This is a genomic window from Streptomyces sp. NPDC048389, from assembly GCF_040706335.1.
Taxonomy (GTDB): Bacteria; Actinomycetota; Actinomycetes; order Streptomycetales; family Streptomycetaceae; genus Streptomyces.
In genome coordinates this window covers 73,226-94,146 of the sequence record NZ_JBEZKP010000020.1, presented here as the reverse complement: position 1 = coordinate 94,146, position 20,921 = coordinate 73,226, and the positions used below count along the sequence as shown (strand labels likewise).

General features: G+C 70.7%; 23 protein-coding genes and 5 tRNA genes. 21 read left to right on the top strand and 7 right to left on the bottom strand.

The features are described from left to right. Window positions 1–79 precede the first annotated feature (79 nt). The 7 genes from AB0903_RS16760 (at window position 80) to AB0903_RS16730 (ending at window position 2,152) form a co-directional block, all read left to right on the top strand. Window positions 80–760, top strand: a complete 681-nt coding sequence (locus tag AB0903_RS16760; RefSeq protein ID WP_366703362.1) for a DUF4241 domain-containing protein — start codon at window positions 80–82, stop codon at window positions 758–760. Between the two features lie 74 nt (window positions 761–834). After that, window positions 835–1,557 (top strand): HAD family hydrolase, encoded by a 723-nt coding sequence (locus AB0903_RS16755; RefSeq protein ID WP_366703360.1) that lies wholly within the window; start codon window positions 835–837, stop codon window positions 1,555–1,557. Between the two features lie 90 nt (window positions 1,558–1,647). Then, window positions 1,648–1,719: transfer RNA gene (locus tag AB0903_RS16750), tRNA-Gln, on the top strand. 21 nt (window positions 1,720–1,740) lie between these two features. Continuing rightward, window positions 1,741–1,813, top strand: a tRNA-Glu gene (locus AB0903_RS16745). 88 nt (window positions 1,814–1,901) lie between these two features. Next, window positions 1,902–1,974: transfer RNA gene (locus tag AB0903_RS16740), tRNA-Glu, on the top strand. Window positions 1,975–1,990: 16 nt separating this feature from the next. Then, window positions 1,991–2,062, top strand: a tRNA-Gln gene (locus AB0903_RS16735). A gap of 17 nt (window positions 2,063–2,079) precedes the next feature. Next, a tRNA-Glu gene (locus tag AB0903_RS16730) sits at window positions 2,080–2,152 on the top strand. 95 nt (window positions 2,153–2,247) lie between these two features. Here AB0903_RS16730 and AB0903_RS16725 read toward each other — a convergent pair. Both AB0903_RS16725 and ndgR read right to left on the bottom strand, forming a co-directional pair. After that, on the bottom strand, window positions 2,248–2,496 hold the full coding sequence (locus AB0903_RS16725; protein ID WP_366703358.1) for an SCO4226 family nickel-binding protein: 249 nt from the start codon (window positions 2,494–2,496) through the stop codon (window positions 2,248–2,250). Between the two features lie 139 nt (window positions 2,497–2,635). Next, on the bottom strand, window positions 2,636–3,352 hold the full coding sequence (ndgR, locus tag AB0903_RS16720; RefSeq protein ID WP_058942291.1) for an IclR family transcriptional regulator NdgR: 717 nt from the start codon (window positions 3,350–3,352) through the stop codon (window positions 2,636–2,638). Window positions 3,353–3,496: 144 nt separating this feature from the next. On the opposite strand from ndgR, the gene leuC reads away from it, so the two are divergent. From leuC to AB0903_RS16700, 4 genes are all read left to right on the top strand, one after another. After that, a complete protein-coding gene (leuC, locus tag AB0903_RS16715; RefSeq protein ID WP_366703356.1) occupies window positions 3,497–4,921 on the top strand; it encodes a 3-isopropylmalate dehydratase large subunit in 1,425 nt (474 codons plus the stop codon). Window positions 4,922–4,926: 5 nt separating this feature from the next. Further along, window positions 4,927–5,520, top strand: coding sequence for a 3-isopropylmalate dehydratase small subunit (gene leuD, locus AB0903_RS16710; protein ID WP_366703354.1), 594 nt, complete (start codon window positions 4,927–4,929; stop codon window positions 5,518–5,520). A gap of 104 nt (window positions 5,521–5,624) precedes the next feature. Continuing rightward, window positions 5,625–5,852: a hypothetical protein gene (locus AB0903_RS16705; RefSeq protein WP_366703352.1), complete on the top strand. Its 228-nt coding sequence runs from the start codon at window positions 5,625–5,627 to the stop codon at window positions 5,850–5,852. A gap of 144 nt (window positions 5,853–5,996) precedes the next feature. Beyond that, the gene (locus AB0903_RS16700; protein ID WP_366703350.1) at window positions 5,997–6,647 is read left to right on the top strand and encodes an HU family DNA-binding protein; all 651 of its coding nucleotides are present in this window, start codon (window positions 5,997–5,999) and stop codon (window positions 6,645–6,647) included. Window positions 6,648–6,762: 115 nt separating this feature from the next. Here AB0903_RS16700 and AB0903_RS16695 read toward each other — a convergent pair whose 3' ends face one another. Continuing rightward, a complete protein-coding gene (locus AB0903_RS16695) occupies window positions 6,763–6,966 on the bottom strand; it encodes a hypothetical protein (RefSeq protein ID WP_264247461.1) in 204 nt (67 codons plus the stop codon). Between the two features lie 174 nt (window positions 6,967–7,140). Then, a complete protein-coding gene (cofC, locus tag AB0903_RS16690) occupies window positions 7,141–7,896 on the bottom strand; it encodes a 2-phospho-L-lactate guanylyltransferase (RefSeq protein ID WP_366703348.1) in 756 nt (251 codons plus the stop codon). Window positions 7,897–8,042: 146 nt separating this feature from the next. Between cofC and AB0903_RS16685 the strand changes: the two genes are divergently transcribed. Genes AB0903_RS16685 through AB0903_RS16675 form a run of 3 tightly spaced genes read left to right on the top strand, consistent with a single transcriptional unit; the run spans window position 8,043 to window position 10,994 of the window. Further along, complete coding sequence (locus AB0903_RS16685; protein ID WP_366703346.1) at window positions 8,043–8,795, top strand: lysophospholipid acyltransferase family protein; 753 nt, start codon at window positions 8,043–8,045, stop codon at window positions 8,793–8,795. Further along, the gene (locus AB0903_RS16680) at window positions 8,792–9,802 is read left to right on the top strand and encodes an NAD(P)H-dependent glycerol-3-phosphate dehydrogenase (RefSeq protein ID WP_366703344.1); all 1,011 of its coding nucleotides are present in this window, start codon (window positions 8,792–8,794) and stop codon (window positions 9,800–9,802) included. The genes AB0903_RS16685 and AB0903_RS16680 overlap by 4 nt, the downstream gene beginning before the upstream one ends. Window positions 9,803–9,836: 34 nt before the next feature. Continuing rightward, entirely contained in the window at window positions 9,837–10,994 is a 1,158-nt protein-coding gene (locus AB0903_RS16675) for a D-alanine--D-alanine ligase family protein (RefSeq protein WP_366703342.1), read from the top strand. Between the two features lie 28 nt (window positions 10,995–11,022). Here the strand turns inward: AB0903_RS16675 and AB0903_RS16670 are convergent, their stop codons facing one another. Beyond that, entirely contained in the window at window positions 11,023–11,493 is a 471-nt protein-coding gene (locus AB0903_RS16670; RefSeq protein ID WP_366703341.1) for a DUF3515 domain-containing protein, read from the bottom strand. 20 nt (window positions 11,494–11,513) lie between these two features. Continuing rightward, entirely contained in the window at window positions 11,514–11,747 is a 234-nt protein-coding gene (locus tag AB0903_RS16665; RefSeq protein WP_264247468.1) for an Lrp/AsnC ligand binding domain-containing protein, read from the bottom strand. Window positions 11,748–11,986: 239 nt separating this feature from the next. On the opposite strand from AB0903_RS16665, the gene AB0903_RS16660 reads away from it, so the two are divergent. Continuing rightward, window positions 11,987–12,958, top strand: coding sequence for a thiamine-phosphate kinase (locus tag AB0903_RS16660; protein ID WP_366703339.1), 972 nt, complete (start codon window positions 11,987–11,989; stop codon window positions 12,956–12,958). A 10-nt stretch (window positions 12,959–12,968) separates the two neighbouring features. Then, window positions 12,969–13,766, top strand: a complete 798-nt coding sequence (gene thiD / locus AB0903_RS16655; protein ID WP_366703337.1) for a bifunctional hydroxymethylpyrimidine kinase/phosphomethylpyrimidine kinase — start codon at window positions 12,969–12,971, stop codon at window positions 13,764–13,766. Between the two features lie 149 nt (window positions 13,767–13,915). Here thiD and rpmB read toward each other — a convergent pair whose 3' ends face one another. Then, a complete protein-coding gene (gene rpmB, locus AB0903_RS16650) occupies window positions 13,916–14,101 on the bottom strand; it encodes a 50S ribosomal protein L28 (RefSeq protein ID WP_003957616.1) in 186 nt (61 codons plus the stop codon). A 277-nt stretch (window positions 14,102–14,378) separates the two neighbouring features. Between rpmB and AB0903_RS16645 the strand changes: the two genes are divergently transcribed. The 5 genes from AB0903_RS16645 to AB0903_RS16625 all read left to right on the top strand — a co-directional run bounded on the left by AB0903_RS16645 (window position 14,379) and on the right by AB0903_RS16625 (window position 20,825). Then, window positions 14,379–16,022 carry a DAK2 domain-containing protein gene (locus AB0903_RS16645; protein WP_366703335.1) on the top strand — a complete coding sequence of 548 codons (1,644 nt, stop codon included), beginning with the start codon at window positions 14,379–14,381 and terminating at the stop codon, window positions 16,020–16,022. A gap of 103 nt (window positions 16,023–16,125) precedes the next feature. Then, on the top strand, window positions 16,126–18,309 hold the full coding sequence (recG, locus tag AB0903_RS16640) for an ATP-dependent DNA helicase RecG (RefSeq protein ID WP_366703333.1): 2,184 nt from the start codon (window positions 16,126–16,128) through the stop codon (window positions 18,307–18,309). Between the two features lie 162 nt (window positions 18,310–18,471). Further along, window positions 18,472–19,053 (top strand): 16S rRNA (guanine(966)-N(2))-methyltransferase RsmD, encoded by a 582-nt coding sequence (gene rsmD / locus AB0903_RS16635; RefSeq protein WP_366703331.1) that lies wholly within the window; start codon window positions 18,472–18,474, stop codon window positions 19,051–19,053. Between the two features lie 26 nt (window positions 19,054–19,079). Further along, window positions 19,080–19,565 carry a pantetheine-phosphate adenylyltransferase gene (gene coaD / locus AB0903_RS16630; RefSeq protein ID WP_366703376.1) on the top strand — a complete coding sequence of 162 codons (486 nt, stop codon included), beginning with the start codon at window positions 19,080–19,082 and terminating at the stop codon, window positions 19,563–19,565. A gap of 90 nt (window positions 19,566–19,655) precedes the next feature. Next, window positions 19,656–20,825 carry an ATP synthase F0 subunit B gene (locus tag AB0903_RS16625; RefSeq protein ID WP_366703329.1) on the top strand — a complete coding sequence of 390 codons (1,170 nt, stop codon included), beginning with the start codon at window positions 19,656–19,658 and terminating at the stop codon, window positions 20,823–20,825. Window positions 20,826–20,921 lie beyond the last annotated feature (96 nt).

Below are 20,921 nucleotides of genomic sequence, written 5' to 3'. Positions count from 1 at the left end.
GCCGCCCCTGCGGCGTTGCCCGCGCCTGGGACTAGTGTTCGCGGTGATCCCGAACCACACGGCTCCCTGGGGGACCTTCATGCCCATGCGCGCGCCCGACTTCTCCTGGCACTTCACGCCGGGCAACCGGTTCGAGGGCGGGGGTGGACAGAGCGGCACCATGTCCCTGGCCCCCGCCGGTGAACTGTGGCTGCCCACGGGCAAGGTCGTGGCCTGCGACCCGTTCGTCGCGCTCGGCACCGGCGAGTCCGAGCCGTTCACCGCGGACGTCGCACCCGGCCGCTACCGCGTCGAGTGCGCGGTCGCCGCGATCAGCGAGCCCGACGAGGAGCTCGCCGGCGAGGAGCCGCCGCACCTGCGGATCGCCGCCGCCCGGCTGGTGATCAAGGAGACGCACGCCGTGTCCTGGGAGATCGCCCACCAGGCCGGCCAGGACCCGGCGGAGCTGGCCGACGACGAGTTCTTCGCCTACGGGGTCGACGCCGGCACCGGCTGCTTCTACGACGCGGCCTGCGACGAGTCCTTCCCCGACTGCGTGGGCGACAAGGGCCCCCTGTGGGACGCCTTCGGCGCGGGCGGCGACTCCTACCTCGGCCCGCACACGATCACCGCTCCCGACACGGGCCACCAGTTGGTCGCGTTCATGTCCGGCTGGGGCGACGGTGCCTACCCGACCTGGGTCGGCCGCGACGCGGACGGGGCCGTCACCTGCTTCGTCACGGACTTCTTCGTCGTCCCCTCGGCGGACGACGTCCCATGAGGTGACGTGGCCCCCTGACGTGGCCCCCTGACGCGGCATTCCGGAGCCGGGTCCCGCCGAGTAATCTCGGCGGCATGCCGATCCGCGCCGTGCTCTGGGACATCGACGACACGATCTTCGACTACGCGGGCGCCGACCGGATCGGCATGAGCAGGCACCTGGAGCGCGAGGGTCTGCCCGACGGGTACGCGACCGTCGAGGACGCACTCGTCGCGTGGAAGCGGATCACCGATGTCCACTGGGCCCGGGTCGCCGACGGTCTCACCGATTTCCAGGGTCAGCGGGGCGACCGGGTGCGGGAGTTCCTCGGGATGCCCGGCATGAGTGACGCCGAGGCCGACGAGTGGTTCGGGCGGCACGTGGTGCACTACGAGGCGGCGTGGTCGCTCTTTCCCGACACCGTGCCCGTACTTGATCTTCTCGCCGGTGACTATCGTCACGGCGTCCTGTCCAATTCGAGCCTCCACCACCAGGAGCGCAAGCTGCGCACCCTGGGGGTGCGGGAGCGATTCGAGACCGTCGTGTGCGCCGTCGATATCGGGATCTCCAAGCCGGAGTCCGGTGCCTTCCTGGCCGCCTGCGAGGCCATGGGACTGGCTCCCGCCGAGGTCGCGTACGTGGGGGACCAGCCCGACATCGACGCCCGCGGGGCCGTCGAGGCGGGGCTCGTCGGCATCTGGCTCGATCGCGGCGGGCTCGGCGGGCGGCCGGAGCTGGTACGGATCACCGGGCTCGACGAGTTGCCCGCGCTGCTGCGCGGCGATACCCGTTTTGGAGCGCCGTCCACCTTCGGGTAATGTTCTTCCTGCGCCAAGGGGAGCGGGCCGAAAGCCCGGAAGCCGGAAGCGCAGACCGAACTGGACCCCCGCTCGGGGGTTGAGTTTTGGTGGCCTATGGTGTAATTGGCAGCACGACTGATTCTGGTTCAGTTAGTCTAGGTTCGAGTCCTGGTAGGCCAGCTCGCAGAGCTTATCTGCAAAGCCCCCGTTGTGTAGCGGCCTAGCACGCTGCCCTCTCAAGGCAGTAGCGCCGGTTCGAATCCGGTCGGGGGTACAGATCCATCCCGCGAAGTCCTCAGGGTCGCACCCGACGGCATCGCGGTGACAACATCCGGCTTCACCGCCGGGTGAGGATCGCTAGGGCCCCCGTTGTGTAGCGGCCTAGCACGCCGCCCTCTCAAGGCGGTAGCGCCGGTTCGAATCCGGTCGGGGGTACTGGTCTATACCACCATGGGCTATGGTGTAATTGGCAGCACGAGTGATTCTGGTTCATTTAGTCTAGGTTCGAGTCCTGGTAGCCCAGCGCGTCGCAGGATGCAGGCCCCCGTTGTGTAGCGGCCTAGCACGCCGCCCTCTCAAGGCGGTAGCGCCGGTTCGAATCCGGTCGGGGGTACAGAGTCCGAAGGGGCCTTCCGAGTAGTCGGGAGGCCCCTTCGGCGTTCTCCGGCCACGATCGCTCCAGCTGCCGACGGCAGGAGAGGGCGAGGGTCAGACGGTGAGCGGCACCGGGTGGATCTCGTCCGCCGGGTGGCCCGTGCGTTCGTGGATACGCTGCACGGCGTCCGCCGACGGTGCCTCGGACAGGCAGTAGACGACGCCCGTCTCCGGGTCCGCCCACGCCTGCTTGAAGTGCACACGCTCCTCGCCCTCGATCGCCAGGTCCGCGTTGTGCGCCTCCATCAGCTGTTCGCTCGTGATGCCCTTCATTCCGCGGTGTACGTCCATGAACTCGGTCATCGGTCCCGCACCTCCGTCGCTCGCGCGTCGTTGCTTCCCACTGTCTCCATGCTGCACCCGCCCGGGACCGGAAACACGTCCGGCCGGCCCCTGCGGCGTTGAAGGGGCCGGCCGGTGCGGACGTACGAGGGTGAAGAGATCAGCCGCTGCGGCGCAGCGCCTCGCTGAGGCGGCCGGCCGCGTCGATGACGGCCTGGGCGTGCATACGGCCCGGGTGGCGGGTCAGGCGCTCGATCGGTCCGGAGACCGAGACGGCGGCGACCACGCGGTTCGAGGGCCCGCGGACGGGCGCGGACACCGAGGCCACGCCCGGCTCGCGCTCACCGATCGACTGGGCCCAGCCCCGGCGCCGAACGCCGGACAGGGCGGTCGCCGTGAAGCGCGCGCCCTGCAGTCCGCGGTGGAGGCGCTCGGGCTCCTCCCAGGCCATCAGGATCTGGGCCGAGGAGCCTGCCTTCATCGTGAGCGTGGAGCCCACCGGCACGGTGTCCCGCAGTCCGGACAGCCGCTCGGCCGCCGCCACGCAGATGCGCATGTCGCCCTGCCTGCGGTAGAGCTGCGCGCTCTCGCCGGTCACGTCGCGCAGATGTGTGAGTACGGGCCCGGCCGTGGCCAGCAGCCGGTCCTCGCCCGCCGCGGCGGCGAGCTCCGCAAGCCGCGGTCCGAGGATGAAACGGCCCTGCATGTCGCGCGCCACCATACGGTGGTGCTCCAGAGCCACTGCCAGGCGATGTGCTGTAGGTCGTGCGAGTCCCGTGGCCGCGACCAGCCCCGCGAGGGTGGCCGGACCGGACTCCAGGGCGCTCAAGACAAGGGCTGCCTTGTCGAGGACGCCGACGCCGCTAGAGTTGTCCATGCAACGATACTCGCGTCTCACTCTGTGAAACGCAAGTTCAATTTGCTCGAGAACTTGCCACGCTGTAGTGGCGGCCCGCGGACCAACGGGCACTGCACAAGATCTCTAGATGTGTCGGCGGCACAGCCGGCCGGAGGGAAAGCGATGGGTAGGACACTCGCGGAGAAGGTCTGGGACGACCATGTCGTCCGGCGCGCCGAGGGCGAGCCCGACCTCCTCTTCATCGATCTGCATCTGCTGCACGAGGTGACCAGCCCCCAGGCGTTCGACGGTCTGCGGAAGAACGGCCGGCCGGTGCGCCGCCTCGACCTCACCATCGCGACCGAGGACCACAACACCCCCACCCTCGACATCGACAAGCCCATCGCCGACCCCGTCTCCCGCGTCCAGCTGGAGACGCTGCGCAAGAACTGCGCGGATTTCGGCGTACGGCTGCACCCTCTCGGTGACGTCGAGCAGGGCGTGGTGCACGTCGTCGGCCCCCAGCTGGGTCTGACCCAGCCCGGTACCACCGTCGTCTGCGGAGACTCCCACACCTCGACGCACGGCGCTTTCGGCGCGCTGGCCTTCGGCATCGGCACCTCCCAGGTCGAGCACGTACTGGCGACCCAGACGCTGCCGATGGCCCGCCCGAAGACCATGGCGATCACCGTCGAGGGCGAGCTGCCCGACGATGTCACCGCCAAGGACCTGATCCTCGCCATCATCGCCAGGATCGGCACCGGCGGCGGCCAGGGCTACATCCTCGAGTACCGCGGATCGGCCATCGAGAAGCTGTCGATGGAAGCACGGATGACCATCTGCAACATGTCGATCGAGGCCGGCGCCCGCGCGGGCATGATCGCCCCGGACCGCACCACCTTCGACTACCTGCAGGGCCGCGACCACGCCCCGAAGGGCGAGGACTGGGACGCGGCGGTCGAGTACTGGAAGACGCTGCGCACCGACGACGACGCCGTCTTCGACGCCGAGGTCTTCATCGACGCCTCCGAACTGGCCCCGTTCGTCACCTGGGGGACCAACCCCGGTCAGGGCGCGCCCCTGTCGGCGCACGTCCCCGATCCCGCTTCGTACGAGGACGCTTCGGAGCGCCTCGCCGCGGAAAACGCCCTGAAGTACATGGGGTTGACCGCCGGGCAGCCGCTGCGCGACATCAAGGTCGACACCGTCTTCGTAGGTTCCTGCACCAACGGCCGAATCGAGGACCTGCGCTCGGCCGCCGGCATCCTGGGTGGCCGCAAAGTCGCCGAGGGAGTACGGATGCTCGTCGTGCCCGGCTCCGTCCGGGTCGCGCTGCAGGCCGTGGAGGAGGGCCTGGACAAGGTCTTCAAGGACGCCGGCGCCGAATGGCGGCACGCGGGCTGCTCCATGTGCCTGGGCATGAACCCCGACCAACTGGCTCCCGGTGAGCGTTCCGCCTCCACCTCGAACCGCAACTTCGAAGGCAGGCAGGGCAAGGGCGGCCGTACGCACCTCGTCTCGCCGCAGGTCGCCGCCGCCACCGCGGTCCTCGGCCACCTCGCCTCGCCCGCCGACCTGTCCGAAACCCCTGCGCCCGCCGGAGTCTGAACACGATGGAAGCCTTCACCACACACACCGGCCGGGCCGTTCCGCTGCGCCGCAGCAACGTCGACACCGACCAGATCATCCCCGCGCACTGGCTGAAGAAGGTCACCCGCGACGGCTTCGAGGACGGTCTGTTCGAGGCATGGCGCAAGGACGCCGACTTCGTCCTCAACCGCCCTGAGCGCCAGGGCGCCTCGGTGCTCGTCGCCGGCCCCGACTTCGGCACCGGCTCGTCTCGCGAGCACGCCGTCTGGGCCCTGCAGAACTACGGCTTCAAGGCGGTGATCTCCTCTCGGTTCGCCGACATCTTCCGTGGCAACTCCCTCAAGAACGGCCTGCTGACGGTGGTTCTCGAACAGTCCGTCGTGGACGCGCTGTGGGAGCTGACCGAGGCTGACCCGACCGTTTCGATCACGGTCGACCTGGAGAAGCGACAGGTCCTCGCGCCGGGAGTAACCGCGGACTTCGAGCTCGACGAGAACGCCCGCTGGCGGCTGCTGAACGGTCTGGACGACATCAGCCTCACCCTTCAGAACGAAGCGGACATCGCGGCCTACGAGGCGGGCCGACCGGCTTTCAAGCCCCGTACGCTGGAGGTCTGAGCAGCGGCTTTCCCGAACTGCGCTCCCCACCCGACGGTGGGGGGCGCAGTCGTATGTTGAGGTCCTGGGGGGCGACAACTCGCCCCAGATGGCACAATCGGTGCATGGAACGCGACAGTCAACTCGAGCTCTGTGCGGAAGTCGCGGCCCGATTGAAGGAAGCGCACGCGAAGGTGCGTGAACTGCACGTGCCGGAGGGTGTGAGGATGGCGCTCTCCAGAAAGCTGCTGGTCGTCACGGCGGCCACGAAGCACGATCTCCCGGATGCGGCAAGGCGTCTGGACCGGTTGATGAAGGACCTCGACGAGGGCCGTTTCCCTGAAGGTGACTGACCTGAAGAACTCCGCCACGGTCGACTTCGTTGCGGCACTAGGGTGATTAGCCCGTTTCGTGTTTGATTTGCGGTATATATCTGCCTAACGTGCGAAAAAGCCAGGACGCCATCGTTCCGGCCAAATGTCTCCGAAGGGGAAGACGTGAACAAGGCGCAGCTCGTAGAAGCGATTGCCGACAAGCTCGGCGGCCGGCAGCAGGCCGCGGACGCTGTCGACGCGGTGCTTGACGCGATCGTCCGCGCAACGGTCGCCGGAGACCGGGTGTCGGTCACCGGCTTCGGCTCGTTCGAGAAGGTCGACCGCCCCGCCCGTTACGCCCGCAACCCGCAGACGGGCGAGCGTGTGCGGGTGAAGAAGACGTCCGTCCCGCGGTTCCGTGCCGGGCAGGGCTTCAAGGACCTGGTGAGCGGCTCGAAGAAGCTGCCCAAGGGTGGCGAGGTCGCCGTCAAGAAGGCACCCAAGGGCAGCCTCTCCGGCCCGGCCCCCACCATCGCCAAGTCGGCGGCGAAGAAGGCCGCGGCGAAGCGGACCGCGGCCAAGAAGACCACCGCGGCCGGTAAGAAGACGGCCGCCAAGAAGACGACCGCGGCCGGCAAGAAGACCACCGCGAAGCAGACGACCGCCAAGACGACGGCGGCCGCGAAGAAGGCGACCCCGGCGAAGACCACGGCCAAGAAGACCGCGGCGAAGAAGACCGCCCCGGCCAAGAAGGCCACGGCCAAGAAGGCGCCGGCCAAGAAGGCCACGGCCCGCAAGACCACTGCCAAGAAGACCACGGCGAGGAAGAAGTAGCAGCGCGGGCGCCGACGCCCCATGAAGCAAGCGGCCCCTGGCCGCACAGCCACTCACGCGCCGGGCCGGTCTCCTTCGTGGAGACCGGCCCGCGGCGTGTGCCGTCGCGGGCGCCTCAGAACGTGTACAGCGTCACCAGCGTGATGCGGCGGCTCTCGCCCTCGCCCTCGGTCTCGATCCGCACCCGCTGCCCGGGCCGCAGCAGCCGCAGGCCGCCCGCGTCGAAGGCCGCCGCGTCGAACTCGACCGGGGTGCCGTCGTCCAGCAGCACACTCCCGCTGCGGGTCTCCGGGTCGTATGTGTACGAGGTCGCCTGCATGCCCGCCAGCCTAGTGCCCCTCCCGGCGAGTTCCGCCCTGTCGCGCCGTCCGGCACACGCGCTCGCCGCGTCGGCAGAAAGCCCTGGTGGCTCCGCCACAAGGACTTCCGGTCGCCTTGCGATCGCACGCACCGGACGACGCTCCTCGACGGGCAGACATCGCCCGTCGCGGCACTAGTGGTCCCCCGGGCCGCTTCCGCCGGGGACCGTCCGCCGCGGAACCTCCGCCCGGTGACCGGCGCGTGCCGTGCCGCCGCCGGCCGCGAGGCGCCGTGCGGTGTACGGGCCCACGCCCAGCGCGAGCGCGGCCGCCAGATCGTCGGCCGTGTCCACGTCCTGCCGTACGGAATCCACCCCGTCGGAAGGGATTTCCACCGCGCCGGAAGCCAAATGCGCACGGCGTGAAGGGCCGCCGAAAGCGGGCCGCAATTCACTGCCGGGCCTGGCGCAGAGCAAAGTCGTGCCGATTCCGGTGGCATCCGGCAGAAATGCCCGGGAAAATGCCGAAGCGGCCGCGAGCGCCCTGCCCAATTCGCCGGCACGCAATGCGGGCAGGTCGGCGTTGAGGGCCGCGACCGCTGCCGGTGAACGTGCCGACCGCACCGCGCGGGCACCGTGCGCCAGCGCCGCGTTCAGGCCGGCCGCGGGGGAGTCCGGCACGATCCGCGCCCCCAGCGCGCCCAGCCCGGCCGCCGCGGCCCGGTCGTCCGTGACGACCACCACATCCCGCACGGCCGGGCACGCCAGCGCCGCCGCCACGGTGTCCTGGGCGAAGGCGAGGGCGAGACGGGGCCGTAGTCCGCCGTCCGCCGCCCCCGCCAGTCTGCTCTTCGCCAGGGCCAGTGGTTTCAGCGGAACGACCAGGGACCAGAGCAGGGCGGGAGCGGGGAGCGGCTCAGTGTTGAGGACGAACTCCGAGTCCATGCGCATCGGGCCCATTGTCGCCCGAGCCGGAGAAGGCCCCGGCGGAGGGGCGGCGGCCGGGGCGTACCGTGTTCTCGACAGACCAGAGGCCGGGGGCGACACTTGACCCCCAGCAGCCAGGCAATGGCCCGGTCGTAGAGGAAGGTGTCCGAGTGTCCCGCCGCAGAATCGGCTTCTGGTACCGCCTGGCCGCGGTCATCGCGAAGCCGCCGCTCTTGCTTCTGTTCAGGCGGGACTGGCGGGGAATGGAACACATTCCGGCCGAGGGCGGATTCATCACCGCCGTCAACCACAATTCGTACCTCGACATGTTCTCGTACGGCCACTTCCAGTACAACACCGGAAGGGTTCCGCGCTTCCTGGCGAAGGCTGCTCTCTTCAAGACGCCCGGCGTGGGGCTTCTGCTGCGGGGCACCCGCCAGATCCCCGTCTACCGCGAGTCCTCCAACGCCGTCGGCGCCTTCCGCGCCGCCGTCGACGCCGTCGAACGCGGCGAATGCGTCGCCTTCTACCCCGAAGGCACCCTCACTCGCGACCCGGGCATGTGGCCGATGACCGCCAAGACGGGCGTGGCACGGGCCGCGCTGCAGACCAGGGCACCCGTCATCCCCGTCGCCCAGTGGGGGGCCAACTTGGCGATGCCGCCGTACGCCAAGGAGAACAAGGTGCGGCTCTTTCCGCGCAAGACACTGCAGGTGCAGGCCGGACCGCCGGTCGACCTCGCGCGCTTCTACGGCATGGAGCCCACGCCCGACGTCCTCAAGGCTGCCACCGAGGCCATCATGGCCGCGATCACCCGGGAGCTCGAGGACCTGCGTGGCGAGAAAGCGCCTTCGAGGCCGTTCGACCTGCGCGAAGTCCGCGCGGAGCAGCGCCGCAAGGCAGCAGGGGAGGAAGCGAAGTGACACAGTCCGTCAAGGCGGCCGTCTTCGGAACGGGCTCGTGGGGCACGGCGTTCGGCATGGTGCTCGCCGACGCCGGGTGCGAGGTCACCCTCTGGGGCCGCCGCGAGAACCTGGTCGACGCGGTCAACACGACCCGCACCAACCCCGACTATCTGCCCGGGATCGAACTCCCGCAGAACCTCCGGGCCACCACCGACCCGGCCGAGGCGCTGCACGGCGCGGACTTCACCGTCCTTGCCGTCCCGTCCCAGACCCTGCGCGCCAACCTCGCCCTCTGGGCGCCGGAACTGCCCGCCGGTACCGTGCTCGTCTCCCTGATGAAAGGCGTCGAACTCGGCACCGCCAAGCGGATGAGCGAGGTCGTCGAGGAGGTCGCCCGGGTGCCCGCCGAGCGCGTCGCCGTGGTCACCGGGCCCAACCTCGCCAAGGAGATCGCCCAGCGCCGGCCCGCCGCCGCCGTGGTCGCCTGCCGTGACGAGGCGGTCGCCCGGCGGCTTCAGACCGCCTGCCACACCCCGTACTTCCGCCCCTACACCAACACCGACGTCGTCGGCTGCGAACTGGGCGGCGCGGTCAAGAACGTGATCGGGCTCGCCGTGGGCATCGCCGACGGCATGGGGCTCGGCGACAACGCCAAGGGCTCGCTGATCACCCGCGGCCTCGCCGAGACCACCCGCCTCGGCCTCGCGATGGGCGCCGACCCGCTCACCTTCTCCGGACTCGCCGGGCTCGGCGACCTGGTGGCCACCTGCTCGTCGCCGCTGTCCCGCAACCACACCTTCGGCACCAATCTGGGCCGCGGCATGACGCTCGAGCAGACCATCGCGGTCACCGAGCAGACGGCGGAGGGGGTCAAGTCCTGCGAGTCGGTGCTCGACCTCGCCCGCAGGCACGGCGTCGACATGCCCATCACAGAGACGGTCGTCGGCATCGTCCACGAGGGGAAGCCGCCGGTCGTCGCTCTCAAGGAGTTGATGTCCCGCGCCGCCAAGCCCGAGCGGCGCTGACGTCGTTCGAACCAGCGGGTAGTCTCATCGCGATATGAGCACCGAGAACCTCCCCCAGAGCCCCGAGCAGCAGCTCCGCAAGCCGCGCGTGGCGGTCGTCTTCGGCGGCCGCAGCTCCGAACACGGGATTTCCGTGGTCACCGCGGGCGCGGTGCTGCGGGCCGTCGACCGGACCAAGTACGACGTCCTGCCGATCGGCATCACCGCCGACGGCCGCTGGGCGCTCACCGCCGACGAACCGGACCGCATGGCGATCACCGACCGCCGCACGCCGAACGTCGACGAGCTCGCGGAGTCCGACGAGGGGGGCGTGGTGCTCTCCGTCGATCCCGGCAGCCGCGAGGTCGTCTACAGCGAGCCGGGCTCCGTGCCCAAGGTGCTGGGCGAGGTCGACGTCGTCTTCCCGATGCTGCACGGCCCGTACGGCGAGGACGGCACCCTCCAGGGTCTGCTGGAGCTCTCCGGCGTCCCGTACGTCGGCTCCGGCGTGCTCGCCTCGGCGGTGGGCCAGGACAAGGAGTACATGAAGCGCGTCTTCGTCTCCTTCGGCCTGCCGGTCGGCCCGTACGAGGTGATCCGGCCGCGTGAGTGGGCGAACGACCCGGCAGCGGCCCGGAAGAAGATCGTCGACTTCGCCGGCGAGCACGGCTGGCCGCTGTTCGTGAAGCCCGCCAGAGGCGGCTCTTCCATGGGCATCACCAAGGTCGACTCCCTCGCCGGCCTCGACGACGCGATCGCGGAGGCACAGCGCCACGACCCCAAGATCCTCGTGGAGTCGCTGCTGCGCGGCCGTGAGATCGAGTGCGGTGTGCTCGAGTTCGAGGATGGTCCGCGCGCCAGCGTGCCGGCCGAGATCCCGCCGGTCACGGCCCACGACTTCTACGACTTCGAGGCGAAGTACATCGACTCCGCGGCCGGCCTGGTGCCCGCACCGCTGACCGAGGAGCAGACCGCGCAGGTGCAGCGGCTCGCCGTCGCGGCGTTCGACGCGGCCTCGTGCGAGGGACTGGTCAGGGCGGACTTCTTCCTCACAGAGGACGGCGAGTTCGTCATCAACGAGATCAACACCATGCCCGGCTTCACCCCGATCTCCATGTATCCGCGGATGTGGCAGGAGAGTGGCGTGCCCTACCCCGAGCTGGTGGACCGCCTGATCCAGGCCGCGCTGACCCGCTCGACGGGGCTGCGATAGGCCGCTGCCCGCGGCAGGGCGGCACGGATCAAAGCGAGGCCGGGACCGTCTTCTTGACGGGCCCGGCCAGATCCGTCAGCGGGCCGATGTCGTGCATGTAGCTCGCGCCGAGGGTGACCTCCACATACGTTTCGCGGTACGTGGTGGTGAACCGTGGACCGGCCTCACGCTCCTCCAGCAGCCAGTTGACCCCGTCCACATCGACCCCCTGCCCCTGCGGATCGCTCATCCCCGTCGGCCGGGGCACACCGCAGCGCAGTACGATCGCGGCGTCGCCCCAGCCGGCGGTCAGTTCGGACGACGGCTCGGGGTCGTCGCGGTCGTGCCCGTCCACCGAGTCCGGCAGCTCACCGTCCAGTGCGCGGCACAGGGCTGCCTCCTCGGCCGGAGGGCTGGGAACCGCGATCGGCGCCGAGGCGTCCGTGGAGGAGCAGCCCGCGGCGGCGACCAGCACGGCGACAGCGGACAGGAACAGGGGCCGGCGGCGGAAGGACGTCACCGGCCAAGCGTAGACGGGGGCTACAGGTGTACGACGGGGCAGGTCAGAGTCCGGGTGATGCCGTCCACTTGCTGGACCTTGGCGACCACCATGCGACCCAGCGCGTCGACGGTGTCGGCCTGCGCGCGCACGATCACGTCGTACGGGCCGGTCACATCCTCGGCCTGGATCACTCCGGGGATCTTTGCGATGGTCTCGGCGACGATCGACGCCTTGCCCACTTCGGTCTGAATGAGGATGTACGCCTGTACCACGGAGCCTCCAGCTCGGCACGAGGATCATGTCCCCTACCAGCGGTGGGGAGATCCCGGGAAGAGGGGTCGCCACGGTATCGCGTCGTCGCGGGCTGCGGGGAGACCCTCGCGGCGGGCGGCGCCCGCAGCGCGGTGTACGGCGAACAGAAGTTGACGTGTCTGATGACGGTACCGACAGCGGTGGCGGCTCGCGACCGCGGAAGCAGCCCGCGGCGGCCACGACAAGGAGAGGTGACTCGGTGAAGGGAACAGTGAGCGAGTTGGGGGAGTTCGGCCTCATCAGGGAGCTCACCTCCAAGCTCACCACCACCCCCGCGGTACGGATCGGGCCCGGCGACGACGCCGCGGTCGTGGCCGCGCCCGACCGGCGGGTCGTGGCCAGCACGGACATCCTGCTGGAGGGGCGGCACTTCCGCCGCGACTGGTCCACCGCGTACGACGTGGGACGCAAGGCCGCCGCGCAGAACCTCGCGGACATCGCCGCGATGGGGGCCGTCCCGACCGCCCTGCTCCTCGGACTCGTCGTCCCCGCCGAACTCCCGGTGACCTGGGCCACCGAGCTCATGGACGGCATCCGCGACGAGTGCCAGGTCGCCGGGGCGGCCGTGGTCGGCGGCGACGTCGTGCGTGGTGACACGATCACCATCGCGATCACCGCCCTCGGGGACCTGCGCAACCGCGAACCGGTCACCCGCGGCGGCGCGCAGCCCGGAGATGTCGTCGCCTACACGGGCTGGTTGGGCTGGTCCGCGGCCGGCCACGCGGTCCTCTCACGAGGCTTCCGCTCCCCGCGCGCCTTCGTGGAGGCACACCGCCGGCCGGAACCGCCGTACCACGCGGGCCCCGCCGCCGCCGGGCTCGGCGCCACCGCCATGTGCGACATCAGCGACGGACTGGTCGCCGACCTCGGGCACATCGCGGAGGCCAGCAAGGTCCGGATCGATCTGCGGTCCGGTCAGATCGACATCCCCTCGCAGATGAACGACATCGGCCAGGCGGTCGGCGTCGACCCGCTCCAGTGGGTGCTGACCGGGGGAGAGGACCACGCGATCGTCGCGACCTTCCCGCCGGACGCCAAGCTGCCCGCCCGCTGGAAGATCATCGGCGAGGTGCTCAACCCGTCCGCGCTGCCGCAGGTGACCGTCGACGGGGCGCCGTGGACCGACACGAGCGGCTGGGACCACTTCGGGGACATCGAGGACGGCAAGTAGATTCGCGGGTATGGACACACCCCCTCGCGTGCTCACCGTCGCCGGGTCCGACTCCGGCGGCGGTGCCGGTATCCAGGCCGACCTCAAGACCATGCTGGCCCTCGGCGTGCACGGCATGAGCGTGCTGACCGCCGTCACCGCGCAGAACTCCCTGGGTGTCCAGGGCGCGTGGGAACTGCCCGTCGAGGCGGTACGCGCCCAGTACCGGAGCGTCGTCGACGACATCGGCGTCCAGGCCGTGAAGACCGGCATGCTCTCCTCCGCCGAACTCGTCGAGACGGTCGCGGAGCTGCTCGCCGGCACGCAGGCGCCCGTCGTCGTCGACCCGGTGGGCGTCTCCAAACACGGTGATCCGCTGCTCGCGGCCTCCGCGCTCGACTCCGTACGGAGCAAGCTGCTACCCACGGCCACCGTGGCCACGCCCAACCTGGACGAGGTGGCTCAGCTGACCGGGATCGAGGTCCGGGGCGAGCCGGACATGCGCAGGGCCGCCGACGCCGTCCTCGGCTTCGGGCCGCGCTGGGTCCTGGTCAAGGGCGGTCATCTGCCCGGTGACGCGGTGGACCTGCTCACGGACGGCGGCGTGGAGCTGTGGCTGCGCGCCACCCGGCACGACAACCGCCATACGCACGGGACGGGGTGCACGCTCGCCGCCGCGGTGGCATCGGGTCTGGCGAAGGGCCTGACCGTGCCGGCGGCGGTCCGTACGGCCAAGGAGTACGTCACCGGGGCCATCGAGGCAGGCTTCGCGCTGGGCGCGGGCATCGGGCCGGTGGACCACGGCTGGCGCTTGGGCCGGGAGGCGTAGAGCCCGTGCCGAGGGCCGCCGGATCACCGGAACAGGGCAGGAAAGGCGAAAGCCGGTCCACCGAGGTGGACCGGCTTTCAAGGCAACCGCAGGGGCTGCGCTACGACGAGGCGTCGGCAGGACATCCCCGCTGACGCGGGGAGCATCACTTAGCGCGAGACCTTGCCGGCCTTGATGCACGAGGTGCAGACGTTGAGCCGCTTCGGCGTCCGACCGACCACTGCACGCACACGCTGGATGTTCGGGTTCCAGCGACGAGACGTACGGCGGTGCGAGTGCGAAATGTTGTTGCCGAAGCCCGGCCCCTTGCCGCAGACGTCGCAGTTGGCAGCCACGGGTCACTCCAAAGACTTCAGATGCACTTACAGTGAAATCCGGCGCGCCGGAATCAGAGATCTGAAGTGGCTTGCCGGGGGAATGGCCCGATTCTCATCGGGCAACTGGAGCAGCATACATCCACTGTCTCCGAGACACGAAACCAGCATGCACCGGCCGGCCCCGGTCCGGCCCCGACCCCGCCCCGGTCTACGCTGCGGGACGACCCGCAGCCCCACGGCCGCAGCCCCGTGCGGCCGACCAGGCCCTGCCCGGCCGCACAAGGAGGACCATCCGGTGCCGCAGAGTCTCGACGCCTCGGCCGTACGCGCCTGGTGCTCACTGGCGCTGGAGTCCCTGGGCCGGGAGCGCGAGGCGATCGACGCGATCAACGTGTACCCCGTCGCCGACGGGGACACCGGCACGAATCTGTATCTGACCGTGGAATCGGCCGTCCAGGCCGTGGAAGCGGTGTTCGCCGCTCATGAGACCGGCGGCTCGGCACCCGCCCTCACCGATGTGGTCCGGGCGATGGCCCACGGGGCCCTCATCGGCGCCCGCGGGAACTCGGGGACGATCCTGGCGCAGCTCCTGCGCGGTATGGCCGAGCGGATCGGCGACGGCGACCACCTCGCCGGGGCCCTGCGGCGGGCCGCCGAACTGGCCCGCGAGGCGGTCGCGCACCCCGTGGAAGGCACCATCCTCAGCGTCGCCAGGGCGGCGGCGGAAGCCGCGGGAGCCGCGGCGGGGAGTCCGGAGGGGGCCCCGGCCGGTGGGAGTGCCCCCGCCGATGCCGTACGCGCGGCGTACGCCGGTGCCCGCGCCGCGCTGGACGCCACACCGGGGCAGCTCGCCGTACTGGACCGCGCGGGGGTCGTGGACGCGGGCGGGCGCGGCCTGCTGATAGTCCTCGGGGCCCTCGTCCAAGCGGTCTGCGGTGAGGCGCCGCAGGTTCCCGCGCTCCTCCCCAGCCGCCCGGCCCGGTCGCTACCGCAGGACCCGCCGGCCGCCGACTCCTGCGCCGACGGCGGCCCCGCCTTCGAGGTGATCTACCTCCTGGAGGCGGACGACCAGGCCGTCGCCCGGCTCCGCGGCCGGCTCGACGGCCTCGGCGACTCGCTCGTCGTCGGCGGCGGCGACGGTCTGTGGAACGTCCATGTCCACGTCGACGACGCGGGAGCGGCGGTGGAAGCAGGCGTCGAGGCGGGCCGGCCGTACCGGATCCGGATCACGCACTTCGACACGGTGGCCGAGACGGGCCCCGATCTCCGTGAGCAGGCGCAGCGGGCCGTCGTCGCCGTGGTGCAGGGAGAAGGGCTCGCCGCGCTCTGCGGCGAGGCCGGCGCGACCACGGTCCTCACCCGAGCCGGGGAGCCGCCGGGCAGCGGGGAACTCGTCGAGGCGATCCGCCGGGCACACGCCCGCGAGGTGGTTCTCCTCCCCAACGACACGGCCCTGCGCCACACGGCGGCCGCGGCAGCCGAACAGGCCCGGGCGGAGGGCGTCCGCGTCGCCCTCATCCCCACCCGCTCCGCGGTCCAGGGCATCGCGGCCCTCGCGGTCCACGCCCCGGACCGCCGCTTCGACGAGGACGTCGTCGCCATGACGGCCGCCGCCGGAGCGACGCGCTACGCCGAACTCGCCGTGGCGGAACGCCAGTCGTGGACCTCGGCGGGCGTCTGCCAGGCCGGCGACGTACTGGGCCTGATCGACGGCGACGTCGCGGTGATCGGCGAGGACCTCACGGAGACGGCCCTCACCCTGCTGGACCGCATGCTCTCCTCAGGCGGGGAGCTGGTCACTCTGGTCCTCGGCGGCACGGCCCCCAAGGGCCTGTCGGCCCGTCTGGAGGCCCATGTCCGTGAGGGCTACCTGGCGGTGGACACGATCGCGTACGAGGGCGGCGACCGGGCGACGCCGCTGCTGATCGGCGTGGAGTAGGCCGCCGGCACGGGGCTTGCGGCTCGGGCGACGGGGCTCGCGGCGCCGCCTTGACCAGGAGTTGTCCACAGGTGCGCGACGGTTGTCGGTGGCGTGGTGTGCAATGGAACGCGTGCCCGCGCTCGACGAACCCCTCAAGAAGACGCTCGGTGCCGCCACCGCGAAGGTGATGGCCGAGCACCTCGATCTGCACACCCTCGGTGACCTGCTGCACCACTACCCGCGGCGGTACGCGGAGCGCGGCGAGCTGACCTCCCTGTCGGAGCTGCCGCTCGACGAGCACGTCACAGTGGTGGCGCAGGTCGCCGACGCGCGGGTCCACACCTTCAACCAGGGCCGCGGACGGCGGCTGGAGGTGACGATCACCGACGGCAGCGGCCGGCTCCAGCTGGTCTTCTTCGGCAAGGGGGTCCACAAGCCACATCAGGACCTGCTGCCGGGCACCCGTGCGATGTTCGCCGGCAAGGTCTCCGTCTTCAACCGCAGACTCCAGCTGTCCCATCCGGCGTACGAGCCGCTCAGCGGCGCCGCGAGCGCGGCCGACGCGGTGGACGCCTTCGCCAACCAGCTCATCCCGATCTACCCGGCCTGCAAGCAGTTGGAGTCCTGGAAGATCTCCAAGGCGATCGACGCGGTGCTGGACCGGGCCGTCGAGGCCGTGGACCCGCTGCCGCCCGTGTTGCGCGAGGGACGTGGCATGGCGGCCCTGCCGGACGCCCTGCGCAAGATCCACCGGCCGCGCACCAAGGCGGACATCGAGGCGGCCAGGGAGCGGCTCAAGTGGGACGAGGCGTTCGTCCTGCAGATCGCCCTCGCCCGCAGGCGGTACGCCGACACACAGCTGCCCGCCGTGGCGCGCCGCCCCGTCCCCGGCGGACTCCTCGACGCGTTCGACGGCAAACTCCCCTTCGCGCTCACCGAAGGCCAGCAGTCGGTGAGCAAGGAGATCTTCGACGACCTGGCGACCGAGCACCCCATGCACCGCCTCCTCCAGGGCGAGGTCGGCTCCGGCAAGACGCTGGTCGCCCTGCGGGCGATGCTCGCCGTGGTCGACGCGGGCGGCCAGGCCGCGATGCTCGCGCCCACGGAGGTCCTCGCGCAGCAGCACCACCGCTCGATCACCGAGATGATGGGCGAACTCGCGGAGGGCGGGATGCTCGGCGGCGCCGAGCAGGGCACCAAGGTCGTCCTGCTGACCGGCTCCATGGGCGCGGCGGCCCGCCGGCACGCGCTGCTCGACCTGGTGACCGGTGAGGCGGGGATCGTCATCGGCACCCACGCCCTGATCGAGGACAAGGTCCAGTTCCACGACCTGGGCCTCGTCGTGGTCGACGAGCAGCACCGCTTCGGCGTGGAGCAGCGCGACGCCCTGCGTTCCAAGGGAAAGCAGCCGCCGCACCTGCTGGTCATGACCGCGACGCCCATTCCCCGTACGGTCGCGATGACCGTCTTCGGCGACCTGGAGACGTCCGTCCTGGACCAGCTGCCGGCGGGTCGCTCCCCGATCGCCAGCCATGTGGTGCCGGCCGCCGACAAGCCGCACTTCCTCGCCCGCGCGTGGGAGCGGGTGCGCGAGGAGGTGGAGAACGGCCACCAGGCATATGTGGTGTGCCCCCGCATCGGCGACGAAGACGAGCAGCAGAAGAAGACGGCCGAGGACGAGGCGGAGAAGCGCCCGCCGCTCGCCGTCGTCGACGTCGCCGACCTGCTCGCCAAGGGCCCGTTGAGCGGGCTGCGCGTGGAGGTGCTGCACGGGCGGATGCAGCCCGACGACAAGGACGCGGTGATGCGCCGCTTCGCGGCGGGGGAGGTCGACGTCCTGGTCGCCACCACCGTCATCGAGGTCGGCGTGAACGTCCCCAACGCCACCGCCGTGGTGATCATGGACGCCGACCGGTTCGGCGTCTCGCAGCTCCATCAGCTGCGCGGCCGCGTCGGCCGCGGCTCGGCACCCGGGCTGTGCCTGCTGGTGACCGAGATGCCGGAGGCGAGCCCGGCGCGTCAGCGCCTGGCAGCAGTCGCCGCGACCCTCGACGGCTTCGAGCTCTCCCGGATCGACCTCGAACAGCGCCGTGAGGGCGATGTCCTGGGCCAGGCCCAGTCCGGTGTGCGTTCCTCGCTGCGGATGCTCGCCGTCATCGAGGACGAGGAGGTCATCGCGGCGGCCAGAAAGGAGGCGGTCGCGGTCGTCGCCGCCGACCCGGAGCTGGCACACCTGCCCGAGCTGCGAATCGCGCTGGACGCCCTGCTCGACAAGGAGCGCGAGCGGTATCTCGACAAGGGCTGAGAGACTGGGCACGTCGACCCGTACGGATGACCGGCACCGTCGGCCGGCACGGCCCCCGGCCCGGCCCGGCCCGTGGAAGATGTCAGCCCGCACAGAGCTGAGCCCGCACAGAGGCAAGCCCGCAAGGAGCTGAGCCCGCACAGAGAGGCAGAGAGGCCCTTCATGACCCGCGTGATCGCCGGCATCGCCGGCGGACGCCGCCTCGCCGTCCCGCCCGGCACCGGCACCCGCCCCACGTCCGACCGCGCCCGGGAGGGGCTGTTCTCCAGCTGGGAGGCCCGGCTCGGCTCCATCGCGGGCATTCGCGTCGCCGATCTGTACGCGGGCTCCGGCGCCGTCGGCCTGGAGGCGCTGTCCCGTGGCGCGTCCCACGCCCTGCTCGTCGAGGCGGACGCCCGCGCGGCCCGGGTCGTACGGGAGAACGTTCGAGCGCTCGGTCTGCCCGGCGCGGAGGTCCGTACCGGCAAGGCGGAACAGATCGTGACAGGACCGGCTCCGGAGAGCCCCTACGACGTGGTCTTTCTCGACCCGCCGTACGCCGTCACCGATGACGATCTCTGCGAGATCCTGCTCACACTCCGCCTTCAGGGCTGGCTCACAGACGATGCTCTCGTCACCGTGGAGCGCAGCACCAGAGGCGGAGAATTCAAGTGGCCCATGGGCTTCACGCCACTGCGGTCCCGGCGCTACGGCGAGGGGACGCTTTGGTACGGTCGCGCCGCCACGTGCGAAGACGCACCATGACCGGACCGGAGAGCGAGGGACTTCAGTTGCGCCGCGCAGTCTGTCCGGGGTCGTTCGACCCCATCACCAACGGACACCTCGACATCATCGCCCGCGCCTCCAAGCTGTACGACGTCGTACACGTCGCGGTGATGATCAACAAGTCAAAGCAGGGGCTGTTCACGGTCGACGAGCGGATGGAGATGATCCGCGAGGTCACCGGCGAATACGGGAACGTCGTGGTGGAGTCCCACCACGGCCTCCTCGTCGATTTCTGCAAGGAACGCGACATCCCCGCGATCGTCAAGGGGCTGCGCGCGGTCAGCGACTTCGACTACGAGTTGCAGATGGCCCAGATGAACAACGGCCTCTCGGGGGTGGAGACCCTGTTCGTCCCCACCAATCCGACCTACAGCTTCCTCTCCTCCAGCCTGGTCAAGGAGGTCGCGGCCTGGGGCGGCGACGTCTCCCACCTGCTGCCGCCGACGGTCCACCGGGCGCTCGTCCAGCGGCTCGCGGAGAAGGCTGACTGACAATCCGTCATCCGGTGTCGGGCGGCCGCGGACTGCCCGTACAGTCGTGCCCGTCCGTCTCCAATCCGCAGTAGAGAGTGGCGAACCACGGTGGACGTGCAGAAGAAGCTCGACGAGATCGTCGAAGCGGTCAAGAGCGCCCGCTCCATGCCCATGTCGGCGTCCTGCGTGGTCAACCGCGCCGAACTGCTCGCCATGCTCGAAGAAGTGCGCGAGGCGCTTCCCGGCTCCCTCGCCCAGGCCCAGGAGCTCATCGGCGGCCGTGAGGAACTCGTCGAGCAGGCCCGCCGCGAGGCCGAGCGGATCATCGAGTCCGCCCGCGCCGAGCGCGGTTCCCTGATCTCGGACACCCAGATCGCCCGTCAGTCCCAGGACGAGGCCGACCGCATCCTCGCCGAGGCCCGCCGCGAGGCCGACGAGATCCGCGCCGAGGCCGACGACTACGTCGACTCCAAGCTCGCCAACTTCGAGGTCGTCCTCACCAAGACCATCGGCTCGGTCGACCGCGGCCGCGAGAAGCTCCTCGGCCGGGGCCCGGGTCTCGACGAGCAGGGCTACGCCGACGAGGACGCCCCGGAGCACAGCAGCGACCCGCAGACGCTCATCCAGCGTGCCGACCAGTACGTCGACACCAAGCTGGGCGCCTTCGAGGCCGTGCTCTCCAAGACACTCGACGCCGTCGGCCGGGGCCGCCAGAAGCTGCACGGACGGATCGCCACCGACGAACTCGGCGCGCACATGGCCGCCCAGGACGCCGCGGGCCACCAGCACACGAGCGACGCGGACTACCTCGCCGGCCTCGCGGAGATCGCCGAGCCGCCCTCCGAGCGCGAGCGGCCGGACGCCTACGCCTACCAGCAGGCGCAGCCCGAGCCGCAGCCGCCCGCCCGACCGGACCTCTACTCGTACCAGCCGCAGGAGGCGTACGCGGGCCACCAGCAGCCCGACCCGTACGCGTCGGGGGGCTACGACGGCCACGAGCAGGCATACGGCCGGGACCAGGTGTACGGGCAGGACCGGGACCAGGCGTACGGCCGGGACCAGGCGTACGGGCAGGACCAGGACCAGGCATACGGGCAGTACCGGCACCAGGACGTGTACACCTACGGACAGCCCGAGCCGCCCCTCCCGCCGCAGCCGTCGGCTGCGCCGCAGCACCAGCCGCAGTCGCAGCAGGGCGCCGCGCTGGACGAGACCAGCCTCTTCGACACCAGCATGATCGACCTGGAGCAGCTGAACCGGTACGAGCAGGGGCGCTGAGCGGCCCCGGATTGGGTCTATCGCCGCTGTTGAAGTACCCTGGTTCTTCGGTCGCGCGTAGTTCCGCGATCCCGGCTGCCCGCTTCGCTCCACGAA

Excerpts from the sequence above, each read along its gene's own strand:
- AB0903_RS16760 (WP_366703362.1), top strand. The coding sequence starts at position 80 with ATGCCCATGCGCGCGCCCGACTTCTCCTGGCACTTCACGCCGGGCAAC.
- AB0903_RS16755 (WP_366703360.1), top strand. The coding sequence starts at position 835 with ATGCCGATCCGCGCCGTGCTCTGGGACATCGACGACACGATCTTCGAC.
- AB0903_RS16725 (WP_366703358.1), bottom strand. The coding sequence starts at position 2,496 with ATGACCGAGTTCATGGACGTACACCGCGGAATGAAGGGCATCACGAGC.
- ndgR (WP_058942291.1), bottom strand. The coding sequence starts at position 3,352 with ATGGACAACTCTAGCGGCGTCGGCGTCCTCGACAAGGCAGCCCTTGTC.
- leuC (WP_366703356.1), top strand. The coding sequence starts at position 3,497 with ATGGGTAGGACACTCGCGGAGAAGGTCTGGGACGACCATGTCGTCCGG.
- leuD (WP_366703354.1), top strand. The coding sequence starts at position 4,927 with ATGGAAGCCTTCACCACACACACCGGCCGGGCCGTTCCGCTGCGCCGC.
- AB0903_RS16705 (WP_366703352.1), top strand. The coding sequence starts at position 5,625 with ATGGAACGCGACAGTCAACTCGAGCTCTGTGCGGAAGTCGCGGCCCGA.
- AB0903_RS16695 (WP_264247461.1), bottom strand. The coding sequence starts at position 6,966 with ATGCAGGCGACCTCGTACACATACGACCCGGAGACCCGCAGCGGGAGT.
- cofC (WP_366703348.1), bottom strand. The coding sequence starts at position 7,896 with ATGCGCATGGACTCGGAGTTCGTCCTCAACACTGAGCCGCTCCCCGCT.
- AB0903_RS16675 (WP_366703342.1), top strand. The coding sequence starts at position 9,837 with ATGAGCACCGAGAACCTCCCCCAGAGCCCCGAGCAGCAGCTCCGCAAG.
- thiD (WP_366703337.1), top strand. The coding sequence starts at position 12,969 with ATGGACACACCCCCTCGCGTGCTCACCGTCGCCGGGTCCGACTCCGGC.
- recG (WP_366703333.1), top strand. The coding sequence starts at position 16,126 with ATGGAACGCGTGCCCGCGCTCGACGAACCCCTCAAGAAGACGCTCGGT.
- rsmD (WP_366703331.1), top strand. The coding sequence starts at position 18,472 with ATGACCCGCGTGATCGCCGGCATCGCCGGCGGACGCCGCCTCGCCGTC.